The organism is Alteribacillus bidgolensis (assembly GCF_002886255.1).
Taxonomy (GTDB): domain Bacteria; phylum Bacillota; class Bacilli; order Bacillales; family Marinococcaceae; genus Alteribacillus; species Alteribacillus bidgolensis.
Window position 1 is genome coordinate 3,279,389 of record NZ_KZ614149.1, and the last position, 15,560, is coordinate 3,294,948.

Here is a 15,560-nt window from a genome sequence, read left to right on the forward strand (position 1 = left end):
GTTTTGAGGGAGCAATTCCCTATCAAGAAAAGGATCGTTAAGATGTTGTCTCCTATGACGATGATCAAACGATTCCATCCAAAGTCTGGTGACGATAGCGAAGAGGTTCCACCCGTTCCCATGCCGAACACGGAAGTTAAGCTCTTCAGCGCCGATGATAATGAAGGGGCAACCCTTTGTGAAAGTAGGACGCTGCCAGGCCATAACGAAAGCTGTCAGAATAGAATTCTGGCAGCTTTTTTGCGTTAAGAAAATAAGTTCAAGGAAATAAAATACAGGATTTTTGATAGAGGTCTGCATTACGTACAAGATGTACATCAGTTGAGGTTTCATTTCTAGACGATATACGAGAAAATATTTTATGTTTATAAATAGAAACGTGGATAAAATCTCATAATTTAGGAGAAACTAAGATTCATAGGAGGTGTGTATGTTGACTTTTAAAAAGAAGGACAAATCATGGCGTGAACCTTGTATTCTATGTGAACGAGAAAAACAACATGGAATACACATTCTAGACTCATTTTTATGCAAAGAATGTGAAAGGGAAATAATACACTTAGAACCAGAGAATCCGGCCTATGAAGAAAAGGTTAAAAAATTAAGAAAATTAAAAGGTCAAACATTACTTTCATAGATAAATTGCAAGAAACAGATCAATACGTCATAATTCTAATAGAATGTATAAACGATGCATGATGAAAGATGTAGAATCTTATATGTCGAAATCGCTAAACTCCTGTTTTAACCTGATAATCAACACCTTATTGAGTGCGGGGCGATGAAATATGGAAGGTTTTTTGATGAACAAGTTTCCTATTTTTTTCTTCCGTAAGCCTTGCTCCGATAAAAGGCGATTCATTTTCTCATCACTCATTGGATTGCTCCCTTAACTTAAGAAAGAAACATTTTCGCCTTAAAACGATAAAAGAGGTACTAAGATGGACCAACAATCAATGCCTCTAGTAGAGGCTTTACTAAAACATGTAGATAAACAACCTGTTTCTTTTCATGTGCCAGGACATAAAAATGGCAGTGTTATGTCTTCTGGGATAAAAAATATATTTGCTTCTGTTTTACCATTTGATCTAACAGAGCTTACAAATTTAGATGATTTACATGACGCAGAAGGAGTTATTGCGTCAGCTCAAAAGTTAGCAGCTGAGCTTTATGGTGCCTCAGAGACATTGTTTCTTGTGGGTGGGTCCACGTCTGGAAATTTAGCAATGATTCTTGGTGCATTTAACCAAGGAGATATTGTATTGGTGCAGCGGGATTCCCACAAGTCTGTTATAAATGGCATAAGGCTTGCAGGGTTGAAGCCGGTCTTTCTATTTCCTGAATATGATGGTGAATCTCAGTTATCAGCAGGAATTTCGTTATCCACAGTAGAAAAAGCGTTTGCTATTTATCCAGAAGCTAAAGGTCTTATCCTAACATCTCCAACCTATTATGGCTGGGCTCCTCGTCTTGAGCCGATTGTTAGGCTTGCTCATACTAGAGGAGCAGCTGTGGTAGTTGATGAAGCACATGGTGCCCATTTTATGGCGGGCTCTATGTTTCCAGATTCTGCACTTGAGCAAGGTGCTGATGCCGTTGTTCATTCTGCTCATAAGACTTTGCCTGCATTGACTATGGGGGCTTTTTTACATTTAGGGAAAAATAGCAGCCTGTCCGCCGATGTTCTAAAACAAACAGCTTCTATGGTTCAATCAAGCAGCCCTTCTTATCCTGTAATGGCTTCCTTAGATGGGGCTAGGAAGTATCTTTTTGATATGAAGCAAAAAAGCGGCGAAGCTTTAACAAACCATTTCATTACGGTTAGAGACAAAATACAAAAAGCATCTGGCCTTTCTCTTGTTACTCCTAGAGGAATTTCGCATGATTTATTGAAATGTATAGTAAAAGCTCCAGAAGGTTATAGTGGCTGGGACCTGCAGGTTTATTTAGAAAACGAAAATATTTTCGTTGAATTAGCAGATCATAAACACGTTTTATTAGTACTGCCGCTTGCAGAAAAACCTCTTCCCACCGCAGTTTATGAAAAACTCCATTCTTCGGTAGAGAGGATGAAAGCTGAAGGAAAAGCTGACAAAAGCAAAATTCCATTTAACATGCCATCTTTTCACTCTAAAATAATACACACAGAAGAAGGAAAATCATTGTTTCATGTGAAACAATGGAAGGAGTCAATAGAAAAAGCCAATGGAAAAAAAGCCGGCACAGACATCATTCCTTATCCTCCAGGTGTTCCATTATTTTTAAAAGGGGAGATAATAAAGGGGGAGCGCTATATCTATTTACTGGATTGGTTAAAAAATGGAGGACGTGTACAAGGAGCAGAGTACTATCACCATGATTGGTACATAAGCATACAGGAAAAGGATGAAGAATAAATGAGAGCAGATAGCGGAGTATTTATTACGTTCGAAGGATGTGAAGGAGCAGGCAAATCCACAGTAATTGAACATATTTTAAATATATTAGATAGTGAGGGAAGACGGGTAATAAAAACTAGGGAGCCCGGGGGAATTGATATAGCAGAAAAAATAAGAACAATAATTCTGAACCCTGAACATATAAAGATGGAAGAACGAACCGAAGCGCTATTATACGCGGCTGCAAGAAGACAGCATCTAATGGAAAAGGTTGTGCCTGCCTTAGAACAAGGCTATATTGTTCTTTGTGATCGTTTTATCGACAGCAGCCTAGCATATCAAGGTTATGCACGCGGCATTGGTATGGAGGAGGTATATAATATTAATGAGTTTGCTATTGGAGAATATATGCCAGATAGAACGATTTATTTAGACATTGTACCTGAACGAGGGCTGTCACGTATTCACCAGAATAAGGAGCGGGAATTTAACCGGCTCGATCAAGAAACGATTGAATTTCATAAAAAGGTTTTCGAAGCCTATCATTTATTACTGGAAAGATTTCCAAACCGAATGTTTAAAATAGACGCAGATCAATCCGTAGAGCTAGTTGTCGATGAAGCTGTTACACATATTCAATCTCTGTTTAACGACTAATCAACAGTTTGCATCCTATCAACAATCCAAGGATAATACGGCATTTATCATAAGGAATATTTAATTAATATAAATTCAGTAGGATAATAAAAAACTCCGGGCAATACGAAAAGAAAGAGGGGGGTTTTGATGAAGCTTATTGTTGCTGTAGTCCAAGATAAGGACAGCAATCGTTTATCTAATGCATTGGTAGACCAAGACTATCGTGCCACAAAACTTGCAAGTACTGGCGGTTTTTTAAGAGCAGGAAATACAACGTTTTTAATAGGTGTGGAAGATGAGCATGTCAACAAAGTATTAGACATTATCCAAAATAACTGTAAATCAAGGGAGCAGCTCGTAGCCCCTGTTTCTCCTATGGGTGGAAATGCCGATTCTTATGTTCCTTATCCGGTAGAAGTACAAGTTGGCGGGGCTACTGTTTTTATTATGCAGGTAGAACAGTTTGAACAGTTTTAAAATTGAGGGATGGACATGAATTGGGAAGAATTAAAAAATGATCAGCCTACTGTAATGACAATGCTTGAAAGAAGTATGGAAAAAGAAAGGCTGGCTCATGCTTATATATTTGAAGGCATGAGAGGGGCAGGCAAGAAAGCAGCAGCTGTACTTCTCGCTAAAAGCCTTTTTTGCCAGCAGAAAACAAATGTTGCCCCGTGCGGAAATTGTACGCAGTGCCGCCGTATTGAGCATAGTAATCATCCAGATGTTATGGTCGTAGAGCCTGAAGGAGCTTCCATTAAAAAGGCGCAGGTGGAGAGTCTGCAAAAAGAATTCACGTACAAAGGAATGGAAGCGGGGCTGAAAGTATATATTGTAAATGAAGCGGACAAAATGACAGCTAGTGCTGCAAATAGTCTGTTAAAGTTTTTAGAAGAGCCAGAGAGCCCTACGCTGGCTCTTTTGTTGACAGAAAACACACATTTTATGCTTGATACCATTATATCCAGAGCCCAAAAAATTACGTTTGCTCCGCCGCCATTAAAGAAACGGGAGACTATCTTTAAAGAAACAGGGTTTAGTGAAGCTGCTGCTTCTCTATTAGCAAGATTCCCTGATAACATAGCAGAAGAATACGCTGAAGAGAAAAAAGACTGGATTGTACATGGAAGAAATCTAGTGATACAATTAATAGATGAGGTACAACATCGGCCTCAGCAGATGCTGTTAACATTACAAGAAAAGTGGCTAGCCCATTTTACGGATAGAAAAGAGCAGGACATCGGCTTGGATTTGCTGCTTTTCTGGTATCGCGACCTTTTGGCGGTCAAACATGAAAAAGATAATCTTGCTTATCCTGATAAAGCGGATAAATTAAAGCAGGATGCCCTTCGAATGTCAGAAAGAGAGGTTGCAAAGCAGCTGCAGCGGATCCTTGAAGCGAAACGCCGTCTTCGCGCCAATGTTAATGCGCAGCTTCTTATGGAGCAATTACTGCTCCGCTTACAGGAGGGATCGTAGCTTTGCATGATGTTGTTGGAGTTAGATTTAAGAAAGCAGGGAAAATTTATTATTTCTCCCCAGGCGATCTTGATATAGAAAAAGATGAGTGGGTAGTAGTTGAAACATCCCGCGGTCTTGAATTCGGCAAAGTGGTGATCGGAAAAAAACAAGTAGACGATGACGACGTTGTTCTTCCATTAAAACAAGTTCTTCGAATTGCTAATACGCAAGATAAGTTAACTATAGAAGAGAATAAAGAATTAGCAGATAAAGCATATGAAGTATGTGCAGCTAAAATTGAGGAACATAGTTTAGATATGAAGTTAGTTGATGTCGACTATACGTTTGATCGGAACAAGGTGCTTTTTTATTTTACAGCAGACGGAAGAATTGATTTTCGCGAGCTGGTAAAAGATCTTGCTTCCGTTTTTCGGACACGAATTGAATTACGCCAGATAGGCGTTCGAGATGAAGCTAAAATGCTCGGTGGTATTGGACCGTGCGGACGGGTACTTTGTTGTTCTTCTTTCTTGGGAGATTTTGAACCGGTTTCCATCAAAATGGCCAAAGATCAAAATCTTTCACTCAACCCCGCAAAAATTTCCGGATTATGCGGTCGGCTTATGTGCTGTCTAAAGTATGAAAATGATCATTACGAAACAGCCAAAAAAGAGCTGCCTGATATTGGGGAGAAGATCACTACTCCTCAAGGAGAAGGAAAAGTGGTAGGAATTAATATTCTTGAACGTCTCGTTGAGGTAGATCTTTCAGAACCTGAAAATGTATTAGAATATAGTCTTGATGAACTAATGGAAGCAGGATATATTGTGAGCTGAAGTCACACGGGTGATTGAGGTGGAAGGAACGTGGAGAAGAAAGAAATATTTTCTCAAGTTATTCATATGGAAGAGCGGATTGGTGCTCTTCATGATGAGTTGGGAGAATTAAAGGAACAACTTGCAATGCTGATTGAAGAAAATCAAGCTTTAGCCTTAGAAAATCAGCACTTACGTGAACGAATGGAAGAGAAAAACCAGCCGAACAAATCGACAAAACCCAAAAAAGCGATGAAAGACCGCCCCAGTGTAGGGGAAGGGTATGATAATCTTGCCCGCTTATATCACGAAGGGTTTCATATATGCAATTTGCATTACGGAAGTCTAAGAGTAGATGGAGATTGTTTATTTTGTCTATCTTTTCTCCATCAGAAATAAAATTCCTAGAAGCTGTCCCTTTTTATAGGGACAGCCCTTTTTATAGGGACAGCCCTTTTTATACTGTTAGAAGTGAACTGTAAAATTCAACGTAAAGGACGTGGCGTTTGTAGTCGATTTCCCCTTTATAGGGCGGCAATTTTCTATTATGAGAAAAAATACATAAACACGAATAGGCAATGTGTGTCGAAGAAAATATGTGATGGATGGTGATAAGGGTGCCTTACTTATCTGAAGGGGAAAGGCTTGATTATATAATGGAAGGGCTACATATTATTCAGAGTAAAGATGTGTTTGCCTTTTCTATTGATGCTGTCCTATTAGCCAGGTTTACATATATACCTATTACCAAAGGAAACATAATCGATTTATGCAGCGGAAATGGTATTATTCCATTAGTTCTTTCAACTCGCAGTTGTGTCCCTATAACAGGAATAGAGTTACAGCCAAGACTGGCTGATATGGCGAGGAGGAGCGCGCAATATAATAACCTGGATCATAAACTTAGATTTATAGAAGGAGATGTCAGGAGAAAAAACATAATAGAGAACATCGGGCAGGCCGACTTAGTGACTTGTAATCCACCGTATTTTGCCACTTCCGGAGAAAATGAATGGAACGATAACCCTTATTTCACCAATGCTCGTCATGAACGAAATGGAACGCTAACCGATATGGTGGAAGCAGCTTCACGGTTAGTGAAGCAAAAAGGGAAAGTGTCTATGGTACTAAGACCGGAGAGGCTTTCTGAATTAATGGAAGTATATCGTAAATATCGGCTGGAACCGAAACGTTTGAAATGTATTTATCCAAAAAAAGGAAAAGATTCAAATATTGTTTTATTAGAAGGGATAAAGGATGGCAAACCAGGATTGACATGTTTACCGCCGTTAACTGTTTATACAGACGATGGTAAATATACAGAGGAGTTTAGGAAATATTATGAAGGACGCTAAACATTATGTATATATGCTTCAATGTGGAGACGGTACTTTTTACATTGGGTATACCCCAGATATAGAGCGGAGACTGACAATGCATGAGAAAGGAAAAGGAGCAAAATACACAAGAGGCCGCGGACCATTTCGGTTAGTATACAAAAAAGCTTTTTCGACAAAAAAAGAAGCAATGCAAGCAGAATACATGATGAAAAAAATGGGGCGCAAAGAAAAAAAAGCATTGGTAGATGGTAATATTTAGCTGACTGGTCCGTGCTGCAGAAAGGGTGAGAAAATGAGACTGCAAAAGAGTTTTCAATCAACTGATACAGGAGTGTTGTATTTAGTTCCAACTCCTATCGGTAATTTAGAAGATATGACATTTCGGGCTGTAAGAACACTAAAAGAAGCTGATATCATTTTTGCGGAAGATACGAGGCAGACTCGTAAACTTCTTTCTCATTTTGATATTTCTTCCCCCCTTGATAGCTATCATGAACACAATAAAGAAAACAAAGGACAAAAAATACTAACGTTACTGCAAGAAGGAAAAATAATAGCATTAGTCAGCGACGCAGGTATGCCTCTTGTTTCAGATCCAGGCAAAGAAGCGGTGTATCAGTGTATTGATGCAGGATTTAAAGTTATTACCCTGCCAGGTGCCAACGCTGCAACAACAGCTATAACCGGGTCTGGACTCGGCGGTGGTCCCTTTTACTTTTATGGTTTTTTACCGCGGAAAAAAAAGGAACGAGAAAACGTACTTGAAGAGCTCACATATATTGAAGCTCCTCTCATCTTTTATGAATCTCCTTATCGTATAAAAGAAACCATCGAACATTTAGAAAGGAAATGGGGAGATCGAAAAGCAGTATTGGCACGGGAATTGACTAAAAAATTTGAAGAACTATGGAGAGGGACTTTAGGAAAAATAAGAGAGTATCTAGAAGAAGAGTCGGTAAAAGGGGAGTGCTGTCTCATTGTGGAAGGAGGAAATGCAAAAGAGAGAGAACAGGCACTTTGGTGGGAAACGTTAACTGTTTCTGAACATGTTAATAGTTATGTTGTAAAAGGAATGACGTCTAAAGATGCAATAAAGGAAACAGCAAAGGAAAGGAACCTGCCAAAACGAGAAGTGTATGCTATTTATCATCATTTATAAGAAAAAGGAAAGTTCGAAGTTCGGTTAAAACACTATGATGATTTACCGGCAATCATAGCTCCGACTCTTTTATCTAAAAAAGACGAATTCCTAAAAAAGGAATTCGTCTTTTTTACACTTTGGGAATGGTTAACTTTGTTTAAACTGCAGCTTCCCCATAAGCACGCGGAGATTAAGCATTTGACTTTTTATTTACAAAACCTTCGAGGTCGTTCATAATTTCCTTTGCACCGTCAGGAGAAAGAATGATTTTACCATCTGCTAGTGCGATGTTTTCCTCGGACACTTCACCTGTAACTTGACATGTCATGTTAGGCTTATACTTTTTTAAAACAATACGGTCATGATCGACATAAATTTCAAGAGCGTCTTTTTCCGCAATATCAAGTGTTCTTCTAAGTTCAATCGGAATAACAACCCTGCCTAACTCGTCCACTTTCCGTACAATACCAGTAGATTTCATACAAGCTCCTCCTCAAAATGTAAATAACAAAAGGAAACGTCGACAAAAATCGACAATATTCTCTATCTTTGTCTACTTAGAATACCAATCTTTCCAAAAAACGTCAATTATAAAAACTAATAAACTTTGAAAATTTTTACTATTTTTGTTTAATGGCTGACATAACAAGGGTTAAAAGAAATGTGTCACTTTAAACATACCTAAAAATTTTCCAAAATACAAGATATTTTCTATTTAATGAACAAAGTTATACTGCTAATAGAACAAGAGTTATGGTTCATTCGACATATACTAAAAAAATTGTCGAATGTATGAGCTTACTTATAAACAGAAATAATAGTATATGAAAGCGGCAAATAACCTTTCTGTTCAGCTTGACACAATAAAATTGCTTCGTTATAGTCTTAGTGGGAAATAGTCAAATGTGAACACTTATGAGGTCCGATGAAGGGATGAGTAAAGAGGAAATCTGTTACAGAGAGCCGGGTATGCTGGAAACCGGTACAGTATGAACTTTTGAAGATGGTCCCGGAGGAATTTCTTTTCGAGCCTTTGTGTAAGAAAGGAACGTACTTCTGCGTTAAAGAGAGCGCCTGAATATATATAATGGCGGCGCATAAAGCTTCGTACTTGCAAAAAGGCGGAGAAATTTGGGTGGTACCGCGTGAGTATAGCTCTCGTCCCTTTGCAGGACGAGGGTTTTTTTATACTTTAGGAAAGTTTAAATTGTTAAAAGTAAAACTACGACTTCCGCCATAATTACTCGGCGGTAAGCCAAGTTTTTCTAATATGCTAAGGCCAACATAAATCTTATGATACATCTCCGAAAGAATGAAAATAAAAAGTTTACCTTTGCTAAAAGAAGTATACTTTTTTATGACTAAACATTATAAGCAAAACTACTTCTGCAGCATCCACCTTTAAAATCTTTTTTATTGACTCTATGAAAAACAGTTTTTTAATATGTATGAATTTAAGCGTTCTGCTATTTTGGTTCTTAACTAAAGGAAGCACGCTTGGATTTTATTTAATAAAGAATGAATATAAATAAAGGAGGATTTATAATGGAAGAGGGACAAAAAACGTTTTATATTACAACACCTATTTATTATCCAAGTGATAAGCTCCATATCGGCCATGCATATACAACCGTAGCAGGGGATGCAATGGCAAGATACAAACGTCTGCGTGGGTATGATGTAAGATATTTAACTGGTACCGACGAACACGGACAGAAAATTGAACGAAAAGCGAAAGATAAAGGAGTATCTCCTCAAACGTTTGTTGATGAAGTGGTAGCAGGCATTAAAAATTTATGGGATAAATTGGATATATCTTATGATGATTTTATTAGAACGACAGAGGAACGCCATAAAAAAATGGTCCAGCAAATTTTTGAAAAATTAAAAGACAATGGCGACATTTATCTTGATGAGTATGAAGGATGGTATTCCGTACCAGATGAAACTTTTTATACAGAACTTCAACTTGAAGACCCTGAATATGATGAAAATGGAACAATAGTAGGTGGAAAAAGTCCAGAGAGTGGACACCCTGTTGAATGGGTACGGGAAAAGTCATATTTTTTCCGTATGAGTAAATATGCAGATCGTTTGTTGAAATTTTATGAAGAAAACCCTGAATTCATTCAGCCGGAGTCCCGTAAAAATGAAATGATTAATAATTTTATCAAACCTGGACTAGAGGATCTTGCAGTCTCACGTACAGCATTTGAGTGGGGGATCTCTGTAAAAAGCGACCCCGAGCATGTCGTCTATGTTTGGATTGATGCGTTGTCAAACTATATTACAGCACTCGGGTACGGAAGTGAAAATGAAGACGCTTATTTAAAATATTGGCCTGCTGATGTACATTTGGTTGGAAAAGAGATTGTACGTTTTCATACGATATACTGGCCTATCATGCTGATGGCTCTTGATCTGCCTTTACCTAAAAAAGTATTTGGTCACGGGTGGCTCTTAATGAAAGACGGAAAAATGTCAAAGTCAAAAGGTAATGTAGTAGATCCCATCCCGCTGATTAACCGATATGGACTTGATGCACTCCGTTATTATTTACTACGCGAAGTACCTTTTGGTTCAGATGGGGTTTTCACTCCCGAAGGCTTTGTCGACCGCTTAAATTATGATCTTGCTAATGATTTAGGAAATCTGTTAAACCGTACTGTAGCAATGGTAAATAAATATTTTGACGGAGAATTACCAGCCTACCTTAAAGACGGCACGCCTTACGATGCCTCTCTCGTTGATTTAGTGTATGCTACTGTAAATAAAGTAGAAAATGCGATGGAAGATATGGAGTTCTCCGTAGCTCTAACCGCCATTTGGCAGTTAGTCAGCAGAACAAATAAATATATCGACGAAACACAGCCATGGATGCTGGCAAAAAATGAAGAGCAAAAGGAACAATTAGGAGCGGTTATGTACCATTTATCGGAATCTCTCCGTTATATTTCCATTATGATTCAGCCGTTTATGACAGACACTCCTCAAAAGATGTGGGAACAAATAGGGGTGCCGTCTTCCTTAACGAAGTGGGAAACGATGCGTACTTTCGGTGAGCTGCATGAAGGAACCACTGTTGTTAAAAAAGGGAAACCGCTATTTCCTCGTCTGGAAGTAGAAGAGGAAGTAGCCAATATTATTAAAGACATGGGTGGAACAGTAAAAACAGAAGAAGACCAGGAAAGTGACAAGAAACAAGAATCAGAAAAAAATCATAAAATCAATATAGACGATTTTTCAAAAGTAGAATTAAAAGTAGCGGAAGTGTTAGAAGCTGAACCTGTAAAGAAGACAGACAAACTGTTGAAAATACAACTTGATTTAGGAGATGAAAGACGTCAAGTTGTGTCTGGCATCGCAGAACATTACACACCAGCCGACCTTAAAGGGAGAAAAGTAATCTGTGTATCAAACTTAAAACCAGTAAAATTACGGGGAGAGCTTTCACAAGGTATGATTCTTGCTGCCTCGAAAGGCAGTAAATTAACACTGGCAACTATTGATGCTAACCTTCCAAACGGTTCTGTTGTAAATTAATTAATGCAAGGAGTCGCCTCGGGAAATAATACCTCGGGGCGATTGTGTTATTAGACAGTTTCCTTGAAAAGGCGTTAAGCCAAGTTTTTCGAAAAAAAAAGTAGTTTTTGTTAATGTGAAAAGGAGGAAAATGATGTTATTTGATACCCATGTTCATTTAAATATAGACCAATTTGAGGAAGATGTAGAAGATACTATAAATAGAGCAAAATCAGAAGGGGTGGAATGGATGACTGTGGTTGGGTTTGACCGGGAAACCATCCCTAAAGCTATGGAATTAGCAGAAACATATGATTTTATTTATGCAGCAGTGGGCTGGCATCCTGTAGATGCTATTGATATGACGGAAGAAGACTTAAAGTGGTTAGAAGAATTGGCCGCTGACCCGAAGGTCGTTGCACTCGGAGAAATGGGACTTGATTATCATTGGGATAAGTCGCCAAAAGAAGTACAAAAAGAAGTGTTTCGCAAACAAATTCATTTGGCTAAAAAAGTAAATCTTCCTATTATTATTCATGACAGAGAAGCTCATCAAGATATAGTTGATATATTAAAAGAAGAAAATGCTGCGGAAACTGGGGGAATTATGCATTGCTTTGGCGGCAGCTTGGAAATTGCCAAAGAGTGTTTGAAAATGAATTTTTACATTTCATTTGGAGGGCCAGTAACGTTTAAAAATGCCAAAAAACCAAAAGAAGTTGCTAAAGAAATTCCAATGGATCGTCTTCTTGTAGAAACAGACAGTCCATTTTTGGCACCACATCCATACCGCGGCAAGCGTAATGAACCCGCTTATGTAAAATTAGTAGCGGAGAAAATTGCAGAATTGAAAGAGATTTCTTTTGAAACATTAGCAGAACAAACGACAGCAAATGCTAAAAAACTTTTCCGCATAAACTGACATTTTTCTTTGTCAGTTTATGCCAAATTGTATAAGACTTATTGTTTATTCGAAATCCTTCTATTCTTCTCTCCTTTTACATACAGTGCAGTGTCGATAAGTTTTTCTTCTCTTTTTTTCTGCTATGGCAGATAATGAGGTAGGAAAATATGTGGATTGACACGGGAGGTGGAAATCTCTATAATGCTTAGCTTGTAGAGGAGGATTAGACCATGAATTCAAAGCTGAATTCCTTTTTTTCAAGATTAACTACTGGAAAAAGGCTCGCCTTGGTCTTGGTAGCAATTCTTTTAATGATTACTGCTGCGGTTTATCAAACAACCAAAGCAACGGTCACGATTGTAAAGGATGCTAAAGAGAACATTACCGTCACTACCCACGCAAAAACAGTGGGTGAACTGCTAAACGAACAGGGGTTCAAAATGAAGGATGAAGATGATATAACTCCATCTCTTCAGGATCCTATTGCAGGAAATATGACAGTGGAATGGGCGCAGGCAAAGCAGATTTCCGTATCTAATAATGGGGAAGAAAAAGATGTATGGACGACAGCTGCCACTGTAGAAGAATTGGTAGATGAACAAGGTATTACACTAGATAAAAATGATTACTTAAGCAAACATATAGACACGCCAATAGAAGAAGGAATGCAGGTAACATATGAGTCTGCTTTTCCAGTAAATGTAAAATATGATGGGGAAAAAGAGGAAATAATGACAACTTCGACTACGGTCGCTGACCTTTTAGAAGATGCCGGTGTAGAAGTTTCTGATGAAGACCGGATAGAGCCTGGTGAAGATAAAGAAATCACCGGTAAAACAGATATTGAGGTCGTACGGGTGGAAAAGGTCACCGATGTAGTGGAAGAAGAAATAGATTATGCTACCGTTACCCGCCGTGATGATTCTCTGCCTAAGGGAGAAGAAGAGGTGGTGGAAGACGGTAAGAAAGGCATAATCGAGAAACGGTATGAAGTAGTCCTTGAAGATGGGGAAGAAGTTTCTCGGGAATTGATAGAAGAAAAACAAATTGAAGAAAGCGAAGATAAAGTAGTAGCTGTGGGGGCACGTGAACCTGCGGTTACAGCGTCTCGTGGTGGATCAGGGAATAATCCATCTTCAAATGGACGTACAATTTCTATGCAGGCAACAGCTTACACAGCTAATTGTTCAGGTTGTACGGGAGTTACTGCAACCGGAGTTAATTTGAACAACAGCCCTAACAAAAAAGTGGTTGCAGTTGATCCGTCTGTCATCCCGCTAGGTTCACGCGTATACGTGGAAGGCTATGGAGAAGCGGTAGCTGCTGATACAGGCGGGGCTATTAAAGGAAATAAAATCGATCTGCATGTTCCTAGTAAAGCAGAAGCAGGAAGATTTGGAAGGCAGACGGTAGAAGTAACTATTCTAGATTAACGAATAAAAAGAGTTTTAGGCGTGATACAGACTCGAAATCTGTATTACGCTTTTTAATTATATTGCAAATAGCGCGTCCCGCGTCCTGTGCGTCTTTATTAGAAGTTGCTTTATCTTAGCTGAATTTCCTCTTTCAAGGCGCTTGTGAGTAGTGCAGAAGTTTTCTTTTCTCAGGGAAAAAGAACTAGTATAATAAGGCAGAATAAGAAAAGAGCAAGCACTTTATTTGTTGCTTAATGTAACTTTCTTTCCAACCAACGTAATAAAAAAAAACGGTTTTTATACCGTTATACTCCTGCTGGGAGGCAGTATTTAAAATGAAAATACAAGAGTGTATTGTAGTAGAGGGAAAAGATGACACGACTGCGGTGAAACGCGCATTAGAGGCGGATACAATAGAGACGAACGGATCAGCCATTGGAGAATCTGTACTAAAACGTATTGCGCTTGCACAAGAACGGCGGGGAGTAATTATTTTTACAGATCCGGATGTACCTGGAGAGAGAATAAGAAGAATTGTAAGCAGAGAAGTACCGGGTTGTAAACATGCTTTTCTTACAAAAGAAAACGCACTTTCTGCCAAGAAAGATAATTTAGGCATTGAAAATGCTTCCGTTGAAGCGATAAGAAACGCTATTCTAAAGGTTAGAGAAGAGACGGTTTCAACGATAAAAAATAAACACCCCGTTACCCGGCAAGATTTGATTGATGCTGGAATGATGGGCGGACAGGGTTCACAACATAGAAGAGAGCGAGCTGGGGAAATCTTAAACATTGGATATGCCAATGCTAAACAATTTTTAAAACGTTTAGTAATGTTTAATGTGGGACGGGATGAATTTGCTAAAGCTGTAAAAGAGGTTTTGGAGGAGGAAAACACCCGTGATTAAAAATATCGCTACTCCGGGCCGAACAAAGGAAATTCTTGAAAAACACGGGTTTTCCTTTAAAAAGAGCCTGGGTCAAAATTTTTTAATTGACGTAAACATTTTAAATCAAATTGCTGAGGCTGCCGGAATGAGTGAACAAGACGGTGTCATAGAAGTCGGTCCTGGTATAGGAGCCTTGACGGAACAATTTGCAAAAAGAGTGAAACAAGTAGAAGCATTTGAAATCGATGGACGTTTAATCCCTATTTTAGAAGACACACTTTCTCCATACACCAATGTTTCTATTCACCACGAAGATGTCTTGAAGGCAGACGTAAAAAAAGTTCTAAAGGAGAAACTGCAGACAGTAAAGGAGACAGCCGTAGTGGGTAATTTACCTTATTATGTCACTACTCCGATACTAATGAAACTGCTAGAACAACGCTTGCCGGTCACTCGAATCGTCGTTATGATTCAAAAGGAAGTAGCAGATAGAATTGCTGCAAAACCTGGATCTAAAGAGTACGGTTCTTTATCGATAGCGGTGCAATATTATTCAAAAGCAGCTACAGTGATGACCGTACCGAAAACAGTGTTTGTGCCAAGGCCAAATGTCGATTCAGCTGTACTGCGCTTAGAAATACGAGATAAAGCGCCAGTGGATGTAAAAGACGAACAATTTTTCTTTCAAGTAGTACGTGCTTCCTTTGCTCAGCGCAGAAAAACGATTTGGAACAATCTGCAGCATAATTTGTTGGGTAAAGAGAGAAAAAATCTTTTGGCTGATGCTTTAGAGCAAGCCGATATTGACCCGAAAAGAAGGGGAGAAACCCTGTCCATGGAAGAATTTGCTCATCTTAGCAATCAGCTTTATGAACGCATAACCGACATTTCTTAGATCCATATGAAAGGGCAAGGCTGTCATCTTTATGACAGCTTTTTTGACTTTAGGAAAGTTTAACTTTGCTAAAGGATCAAAGTATAAGAAAAACTACGGTTTCCGCCATAGTTTTTCTAACGTTTTAAATGTTTAGTTTCTGCGCACAGCTCTCGGGCAG

The 15,560-nt window shown here is 38.7% G+C and carries 16 protein-coding genes, 1 rRNA gene and 1 other annotated feature; of the genes, 16 read left to right on the forward strand and 1 reads right to left on the reverse strand.

The annotated features are described in order from the left end of the window. Nucleotides 1-84 precede the first annotated feature (84 nt). From rrf to rsmI, 11 genes are all read left to right on the forward strand, one after another. Nucleotides 85-201 (forward strand): 5S ribosomal RNA (rrf, locus tag CEF16_RS16160). Between the two features lie 229 nt (nt 202-430). Then, nucleotides 431-637 carry a sigma factor G inhibitor Gin gene (locus tag CEF16_RS16165; protein WP_091587551.1) on the forward strand — a complete coding sequence of 69 codons (207 nt, stop codon included), beginning with the start codon at nt 431-433 and terminating at the stop codon, nt 635-637. Nucleotides 638-941: 304 nt separating this feature from the next. Then, entirely contained in the window at nt 942-2,396 is a 1,455-nt protein-coding gene (locus CEF16_RS16170) for an aminotransferase class I/II-fold pyridoxal phosphate-dependent enzyme (RefSeq protein ID WP_091587549.1), read from the forward strand. Further along, the gene (gene tmk / locus CEF16_RS16175; RefSeq protein ID WP_091587547.1) at nt 2,397-3,035 is read left to right on the forward strand and encodes a dTMP kinase; all 639 of its coding nucleotides are present in this window, start codon (nt 2,397-2,399) and stop codon (nt 3,033-3,035) included. A gap of 129 nt (nt 3,036-3,164) precedes the next feature. Further along, nucleotides 3,165-3,494 carry a cyclic-di-AMP receptor gene (locus CEF16_RS16180; RefSeq protein ID WP_091587546.1) on the forward strand — a complete coding sequence of 110 codons (330 nt, stop codon included), beginning with the start codon at nt 3,165-3,167 and terminating at the stop codon, nt 3,492-3,494. A 15-nt stretch (nt 3,495-3,509) separates the two neighbouring features. After that, nucleotides 3,510-4,496 carry a DNA polymerase III subunit delta' gene (holB, locus tag CEF16_RS16185; protein WP_091587544.1) on the forward strand — a complete coding sequence of 329 codons (987 nt, stop codon included), beginning with the start codon at nt 3,510-3,512 and terminating at the stop codon, nt 4,494-4,496. Nucleotides 4,497-4,498: 2 nt separating this feature from the next. After that, nucleotides 4,499-5,314 (forward strand): PSP1 domain-containing protein, encoded by an 816-nt coding sequence (locus CEF16_RS16190; protein ID WP_091587542.1) that lies wholly within the window; start codon nt 4,499-4,501, stop codon nt 5,312-5,314. 30 nt (nt 5,315-5,344) lie between these two features. Then, entirely contained in the window at nt 5,345-5,692 is a 348-nt protein-coding gene (gene yabA / locus CEF16_RS16195) for a DNA replication initiation control protein YabA (protein WP_091587541.1), read from the forward strand. 218 nt (nt 5,693-5,910) lie between these two features. Continuing rightward, a complete protein-coding gene (locus tag CEF16_RS16200; protein ID WP_091587540.1) occupies nt 5,911-6,648 on the forward strand; it encodes a tRNA1(Val) (adenine(37)-N6)-methyltransferase in 738 nt (245 codons plus the stop codon). Further along, complete coding sequence (locus CEF16_RS16205; RefSeq protein ID WP_091587538.1) at nt 6,635-6,892, forward strand: GIY-YIG nuclease family protein; 258 nt, start codon at nt 6,635-6,637, stop codon at nt 6,890-6,892. The genes CEF16_RS16200 and CEF16_RS16205 overlap by 14 nt, the downstream gene beginning before the upstream one ends. 33 nt (nt 6,893-6,925) lie before the next feature. After that, nucleotides 6,926-7,792 carry a 16S rRNA (cytidine(1402)-2'-O)-methyltransferase gene (gene rsmI / locus CEF16_RS16210; RefSeq protein ID WP_091587537.1) on the forward strand — a complete coding sequence of 289 codons (867 nt, stop codon included), beginning with the start codon at nt 6,926-6,928 and terminating at the stop codon, nt 7,790-7,792. 172 nt (nt 7,793-7,964) lie between these two features. On the opposite strand, the gene CEF16_RS16215 is transcribed toward rsmI, so the two are convergent. Then, a complete protein-coding gene (locus CEF16_RS16215) occupies nt 7,965-8,255 on the reverse strand; it encodes a transition state genes transcriptional regulator AbrB (protein ID WP_091587535.1) in 291 nt (96 codons plus the stop codon). A 435-nt stretch (nt 8,256-8,690) separates the two neighbouring features. Continuing rightward, nucleotides 8,691-8,943, forward strand: a binding site (T-box leader). A gap of 376 nt (nt 8,944-9,319) precedes the next feature. On the opposite strand from CEF16_RS16215, the gene metG reads away from it, so the two are divergent. The 5 genes from metG to rsmA all read left to right on the forward strand — a co-directional run bounded on the left by metG (nt 9,320) and on the right by rsmA (nt 15,400). Further along, on the forward strand, nt 9,320-11,317 hold the full coding sequence (metG, locus tag CEF16_RS16220) for a methionine--tRNA ligase (RefSeq protein WP_091587533.1): 1,998 nt from the start codon (nt 9,320-9,322) through the stop codon (nt 11,315-11,317). Nucleotides 11,318-11,450: 133 nt separating this feature from the next. Continuing rightward, the gene (locus CEF16_RS16225; protein ID WP_091587531.1) at nt 11,451-12,218 is read left to right on the forward strand and encodes a TatD family hydrolase; all 768 of its coding nucleotides are present in this window, start codon (nt 11,451-11,453) and stop codon (nt 12,216-12,218) included. Nucleotides 12,219-12,430: 212 nt separating this feature from the next. Further along, nucleotides 12,431-13,633: a G5 and 3D domain-containing protein gene (locus tag CEF16_RS16230; protein WP_091587530.1), complete on the forward strand. Its 1,203-nt coding sequence runs from the start codon at nt 12,431-12,433 to the stop codon at nt 13,631-13,633. A gap of 317 nt (nt 13,634-13,950) precedes the next feature. After that, the gene (gene rnmV, locus CEF16_RS16235; protein WP_091587528.1) at nt 13,951-14,523 is read left to right on the forward strand and encodes a ribonuclease M5; all 573 of its coding nucleotides are present in this window, start codon (nt 13,951-13,953) and stop codon (nt 14,521-14,523) included. Next, on the forward strand, nt 14,516-15,400 hold the full coding sequence (gene rsmA, locus CEF16_RS16240; protein WP_091587526.1) for a 16S rRNA (adenine(1518)-N(6)/adenine(1519)-N(6))-dimethyltransferase RsmA: 885 nt from the start codon (nt 14,516-14,518) through the stop codon (nt 15,398-15,400). The genes rnmV and rsmA overlap by 8 nt, the downstream gene beginning before the upstream one ends. The last annotated feature ends 160 nt before the right edge of the window (nt 15,401-15,560 follow it).

Bases quoted from the DNA above. Each gene is read 5' to 3' on its own strand.
- CEF16_RS16180 (WP_091587546.1), top strand. From the start codon at position 3,165: ATGAAGCTTATTGTTGCTGTAGTCCAAGATAAGGACAGCAATCGTTTA.
- holB (WP_091587544.1), top strand. From the start codon at position 3,510: ATGAATTGGGAAGAATTAAAAAATGATCAGCCTACTGTAATGACAATG.
- tmk (WP_091587547.1), top strand. From the start codon at position 2,397: ATGAGAGCAGATAGCGGAGTATTTATTACGTTCGAAGGATGTGAAGGA.
- metG (WP_091587533.1), top strand. From the start codon at position 9,320: ATGGAAGAGGGACAAAAAACGTTTTATATTACAACACCTATTTATTAT.
- CEF16_RS16170 (WP_091587549.1), top strand. From the start codon at position 942: ATGGACCAACAATCAATGCCTCTAGTAGAGGCTTTACTAAAACATGTA.
- CEF16_RS16165 (WP_091587551.1), top strand. From the start codon at position 431: ATGTTGACTTTTAAAAAGAAGGACAAATCATGGCGTGAACCTTGTATT.
- rnmV (WP_091587528.1), top strand. From the start codon at position 13,951: ATGAAAATACAAGAGTGTATTGTAGTAGAGGGAAAAGATGACACGACT.
- CEF16_RS16215 (WP_091587535.1), bottom strand. From the start codon at position 8,255: ATGAAATCTACTGGTATTGTACGGAAAGTGGACGAGTTAGGCAGGGTT.
- CEF16_RS16230 (WP_091587530.1), top strand. From the start codon at position 12,431: ATGAATTCAAAGCTGAATTCCTTTTTTTCAAGATTAACTACTGGAAAA.
- CEF16_RS16205 (WP_091587538.1), top strand. From the start codon at position 6,635: ATGAAGGACGCTAAACATTATGTATATATGCTTCAATGTGGAGACGGT.
- rsmI (WP_091587537.1), top strand. From the start codon at position 6,926: ATGAGACTGCAAAAGAGTTTTCAATCAACTGATACAGGAGTGTTGTAT.
- CEF16_RS16225 (WP_091587531.1), top strand. From the start codon at position 11,451: ATGTTATTTGATACCCATGTTCATTTAAATATAGACCAATTTGAGGAA.